Raw genomic sequence first — 4,684 nt, 5'->3', positions numbered from 1 at the left:
CGTTGGCGGCCGGGGCGAGGGCGAGCCCCGCGGCGGAGAACGCGGTGCCCGCGAGGACGACCTTCACCGCCGTCCTGGGCGCGGAGGCGGTGGCGGCAGCGCGGTGGCGTCCGGTGTTCGAGGTCATATACGCGTCAGTCCTTTTCACTCTGTGCCTACGGGGTGAGCTGTCGGGTTCGGACGAGTGCGCCCGGCCGCCTGCGGCGGCTTGACCCCAAGGCGACCTGTGGTCGCCGGCCCGAGGTGGGCCCTGATCGGGTCCCCCGTCCCCGCCCGGTAACGGTCAATGTCGCATCGGCCGCAGGGCGGGGTTCGGTGGTGCGTCCGATGCCAACTCGCTGACGAGTCTGCCCCGAACAGTAGCGGCTTGATGCCGGATCGTCACCATTCTGAGATAAAACCAGGTCACGCAGCAAGGCGGAAGGCGGCGTTATCGGCCTGTTACCTGGAACTTCGCGAGAGGGTGGGTTCCGTCACACCCTGGGTGGTCGCGAGCCGAGAATCGCGTACAGCAGTCCCAGGAGGAACCCCACCGGGGTGAACACCATCGCGCCGAGGTACAGGAAGGTGGGCGCGTCCCGGTCCAGGACGAACGGGGTGAGTGCGGCGAGGATCGTGAAGACCACGCCGACGGCGAAGACGGCGAGCGCCGCGACGAACAGACCGCGGCGTCTGGGCCGGACCGGGGCGGGCTCGGCCGCGTGGGGCGCCCAGGGGTCGGGCTCGTCGGCTGGGGGTCGGGCGTCAGGGGTCACACGGGGGAGGCTACCGGCCCGGCGGGGGCTCCGGGCCACCGCCTCGGCGAGGGTAGTCTCGAGTGATTCGTGGTGGATGTCGGTCGCACGTGTGCGCGATCGTGTGGAGAGGTGGTTCGCGGTGCCCAGTGGCAGGGTCAAGTGGTACGACGCGGAGAAGGGTTTCGGTTTCCTGTCCCATGAGGGCGGGGAGGACGTCTACGTCCGGTCCGACGCGCTCCCGGACGGGGTGGACACGCTCCGGCCCCGCCAGCGCGTGGAGTTCGACATGGTCTCCGGTCGGCGTGGCCCCCAGGCTCTGCGGGTGGTCGTGCACGAGGAGCCCGCCACCGTGCAGGATCGTGCCCCCCGTGGCGGCCCACGGCACTCGCCCGATGAACTGCACGGGATGGTCGAGGACATGATCAAGGTCCTCGAGACGACCGTCCAACCCGAGTTGCGGCGCGGCCACCGTCCCGACCACAAGGTGTCGGGTCGCGTGGCGTCGGTGCTCCGCGCCGTCGCCCGCGAACTGGACGCGTGACCTGCCGGCTCAGTCCGTGTAGGTGATCCCGACGGACCACTCGCCGCTGAGGATGGTCTCGGAGCCGTCCGCCGCGTAGACGAGCGCGACCCCGCGGAGTGCCAGTCCTTCGATCCGTCCCTCGTCAGGGAGGGTGACCGGGATGAGTAGTTCGCCGGGGCCGTCGGGTTCGAGGGTGTATTCGCGGAACCCGTCCGCGCGGATCTCGTAGACGTCGAGCGTGGCGCGGCGCAGTTCCACCGGCAGCCGCACCGTGAGGGTGTGTTCACCGGTGACCGTGAACTCACCCACCGGGTTGGTGTAGCTCGTGCCGTCGAGGTCCGTCGCGGCGAACGGCAGTACCTCCACGTGGTCGCGGTCGGTGGCGACGGTGATCGCCGGCACCGCCCCGTGACGTGAGGCGGAGCCCTGCCACGCTCCGACGATCGCGGCGACCATGATGATCACCCACGCCAGGATCGCCCAGGTGACTGGGCGGACGCGGGTGCCGGACGCGGGGGCATCGCTGTGAGAGCTCACTCCTCCATTCTGCCGAGCAGGCGCGCGCCGAATGCACGGGGGTCACGTGGCGCTCCGGGGAACCTGGGTCGGTTGCCGCCGAGCCCCGGTACCAGGGTGGACCCGCGCGCGGTCAGGAGCGACTGGCCGAACAGCAGGGCGCCCACGACCGAGATCACGCTGAAGCCCACAGTGAAGTCCGGCGGGAGGAGGACCCCCAGCGCACCGCCCGCGACCCACGCCAGTTGTAGCGCCGTCTCGGACCGGCCGAACGCGGAGGACCGTGCGGAGTCGGGGATGTCCGTCTGGATCGACGCGTCGAGCGCCACCTTGCCGAGCGCGCTGCACACCGCCGCCACCAGTGCGAGGGGGGCCGCCGCCCAGATGTTGCCGAGGAACGCCGCGACCACCGCCGCCGACAGCGCTGCGCCCGCCGCCGTCGTGGTGATCCTGCCCGGTCGGCCCAGGGGGAGACGGGCGCCCACGGCATTCCCCACGAAGGTGCCGAGTCCTCCCGCCGCACCGGCGATCGCGAGCATCCCGGCCTGTTCCGCCGCGGTGGCGTTCTCCTGGGCCTTGGCCACGAACGCGAGGAACAGGGTGAGGAAGCCGGTCATGAACCGGACCATCGACACGGCCCAGAGGTTGGCCAGGACCTGACGGCCCAGCGGCCGGGTGAGAACGGCCTTGAGCCCGCTGACGAGCGGGCGGCCCCGGTCCACGCGCAGGGTCGCCGACTCCTCGTCGAGCGAGGCCTCGGCGTGTGCGGGGATGGTCATCGCGATGTACGCCGTCACCAGCGCCACCGCGGCGAGCAGCCACAGGGCCGCGTCGGAGCCCCACACCCACGACACGGCTCCGGCGAGGGCCCCTGCGATCAACGACCCGCCCACGTGGCCGAGCACCGTCAGCCGGGAGTTCGTCCGGACCAGGTCGAGCGCCGGCGGCAGGACGTGCGGGGTGATCGACGCCTTGACCACGCCGAAGGTCTTGGACAGCACGAGCATCCCCAGCGCGAGGGGATACAGCAGCCAGGAGTCGAAGTTGAGCGCGAGGATCACCGCGAGCACCGCCCGCAGGGTGAAGGTCAACGACACCGTGAGGCGCCGCCCGCTCCGCAGCCGGTCGAGGGCCGGTCCGATCACCGGGGCGATCAGCGCGAACGGGGCGACCGTGACGAGGAGGTACAGGGCCACGTTGCTCCGCGACTCGGCGGTGGCGGCGGAGAAGAACAACGTGTTGGCCAGGGCGACGGCGAGGATGGCGTCGCACGCGAAGTTGGCGACGGTGACGTAACTCAGCTGCGACAGGCCCGATCTGTCGGCCCCGTCGGCGTGGAAGACCCGCCGGACGCCCCGGCCGACGGTGGCCGCGGCTCGACGGGTCGGCCCGGGGGAGCGGTCAGCCAATGAGGCGCACCTCGTACATCGTCGGCCACAACTTCCCTGTGAGCAGCACGTTCTCCGAACCGGGGAGCGCGGCGATCCCGTTGAGAACCGCCTCCCGGCTGGCCGGCCGGGGTCGCTCGAGCGCCGAGGCGTCGTAGATGGCGGTGACCGCGCCGGTGGCGGGGTCGATGCGGATGACCTCGTCCGTCATCCAGACGTTGGCGAGGACGGTGCCGTCCGCGCACTCGAGTTCGTTGATCCGGACCACGGGTGTGCCCCCCGAGGTCACCGAGACCGTGCCGGTGGGCTCGAAGGTGACGGGGTCGCGGAAGGTCAGCTGGTCGGAGCCGTTGCTCATGATCAGCCGTTCGCCGTCGTAACACAGGCCCCAGCCCTCGCCCACGTACGGCACCTCGGAGCGCACCTCGAGGGTCCGGGGGTCCCGGTTGTGGGCGATCCCGTTGGTCCAGGTCAGGGTCCAGAGGGTGTCCGGGGTGACGGCCAGGCCCTCGCCGAACTCGTCGTCCGCCATCCGCACGGAGACGGTGGGCGGGCCGCCGGCGAGCGGGCGGCGCTGCACCTGCGAGCGGGTGAACTCACCCGTCGACTCGTAGATCTCGTCGCCCACCACCTGCAGACCCTGGGTGAACAACTCAGGATCGTGCGGCAGGGTCCGGACGACCTCGACCGAACCCCGTACGGGCCGGGGCTCGGCCGGGCCCACCGGCACCTGTCCGCCGCCCGCGTCGCCGGACCCGGAACCGGAGCCGGAGCCGGAGCCGGTGGGCATGCTCGACGGCGCGAGGGAGGCGCCGGGGGACGTGGCGCTCCCGGCGTCGTCGGAACCGGTCGCGGTACACGCCGCGACGGCGCCGACGAGGGAGAGGGAGACCGCGAGAGGGCCGAGGGTGCCGAGGACGCTGCGCATGCGTCAAGGATGCCGTACTACGGGCCGGACCGCGACGCTGTCGCGATGACGCGCATAATGGGTGGGGTGAACACCGAGGTAGGCACGGATCAGGAGGCGGACCCCGTGAGCACCGATCAGGCCTCGGGCTTCGACGAGGCCCTGCGCGAGAGACTGGCCTCGGGCGTTGACGTGGCGCGTGCCGCCGTGGAGGAGTTCGCGTCCGACGGCGTGGGAGAGCACCGGGGGGCCGTCGTCGAGGCGCCGTTCACCACGACGCACCGGTTCGCCTCGGACCTCCCCGGCTACCGCGGGTGGTACTGGGCCTGCGTCCTGGCGCTGGTCCCCGGCGGCGAGCTGACGGTCGACGAGATCTCGCTCCTCCCCGGTCCCGACTCGGTGGTGGCCCCGGAGTGGGTGCCGTGGGAGAAGAGGATCCGCCCGGGCGATCTGGGTGCCGGTGATCTGCTGCCCCCCGCGGACGACGACGAGCGTCTGGTCCCGGGACAACTCCTCACCGGGGACGACGGGCTCGACGAGGTCGCCGGCCCAGTCGGGCTCGGCAGGCCACGGCACCTGAGCCGGGAGGGCCGGTCGGCCGCCGCCGCCCGAT

At 71.9% G+C, this 4,684-nt stretch carries 6 protein-coding genes and 1 riboswitch; of the genes, 2 read left to right on the top strand and 4 right to left on the bottom strand.

What is annotated here, in order from left to right; translation table 11 throughout:
- Positions 1-138: 138 nt before the first annotated feature.
- Positions 139-295: riboswitch (cyclic di-AMP (ydaO/yuaA leader) on the bottom strand.
- 178 nt (positions 296-473) lie between these two features.
- Positions 474-755, bottom strand: coding sequence for a hypothetical protein (locus G6020_RS04395; protein ID WP_182609794.1), 282 nt, complete (start codon positions 753-755; stop codon positions 474-476).
- A 121-nt stretch (positions 756-876) separates the two neighbouring features.
- Here G6020_RS04395 and G6020_RS04390 point away from each other — a divergent pair, with 121 nt between their 5' ends.
- Positions 877-1,278, top strand: a complete 402-nt coding sequence (locus G6020_RS04390; protein WP_182609793.1) for a cold shock domain-containing protein — start codon at positions 877-879, stop codon at positions 1,276-1,278.
- Between the two features lie 9 nt (positions 1,279-1,287).
- Here G6020_RS04390 and G6020_RS04385 read toward each other — a convergent pair whose 3' ends face one another.
- Genes G6020_RS04385 through G6020_RS04375 form a run of 3 tightly spaced genes read right to left on the bottom strand, consistent with a single transcriptional unit; the run spans position 1,288 to position 4,092 of the window.
- Complete coding sequence (locus G6020_RS04385) at positions 1,288-1,797, bottom strand: DUF2771 family protein (protein WP_182609792.1); 510 nt, start codon at positions 1,795-1,797, stop codon at positions 1,288-1,290.
- Positions 1,794-3,185 (bottom strand): MFS transporter, encoded by a 1,392-nt coding sequence (locus tag G6020_RS04380; protein WP_182609791.1) that lies wholly within the window; start codon positions 3,183-3,185, stop codon positions 1,794-1,796. Before G6020_RS04380 ends, G6020_RS04385 begins: the two co-directional genes overlap by 4 nt.
- Positions 3,178-4,092, bottom strand: a complete 915-nt coding sequence (locus G6020_RS04375; protein ID WP_182609790.1) for a glutaminyl-peptide cyclotransferase — start codon at positions 4,090-4,092, stop codon at positions 3,178-3,180. The genes G6020_RS04380 and G6020_RS04375 overlap by 8 nt, the downstream gene beginning before the upstream one ends.
- Before the next feature lie 57 nt (positions 4,093-4,149).
- Between G6020_RS04375 and G6020_RS04370 the strand changes: the two genes are divergently transcribed.
- A partial coding sequence (locus G6020_RS04370; protein ID WP_182609795.1) for a DUF3027 domain-containing protein occupies positions 4,150-4,684 on the top strand: 535 nt, incomplete at its 3' end.

The organism is Dietzia sp. B19, assembly GCF_014145155.1.
Classification (GTDB): domain Bacteria; phylum Actinomycetota; class Actinomycetes; order Mycobacteriales; family Mycobacteriaceae; genus Dietzia; species Dietzia natronolimnaea.
This window is presented reverse-complemented; position numbering and strand designations above follow the sequence as displayed.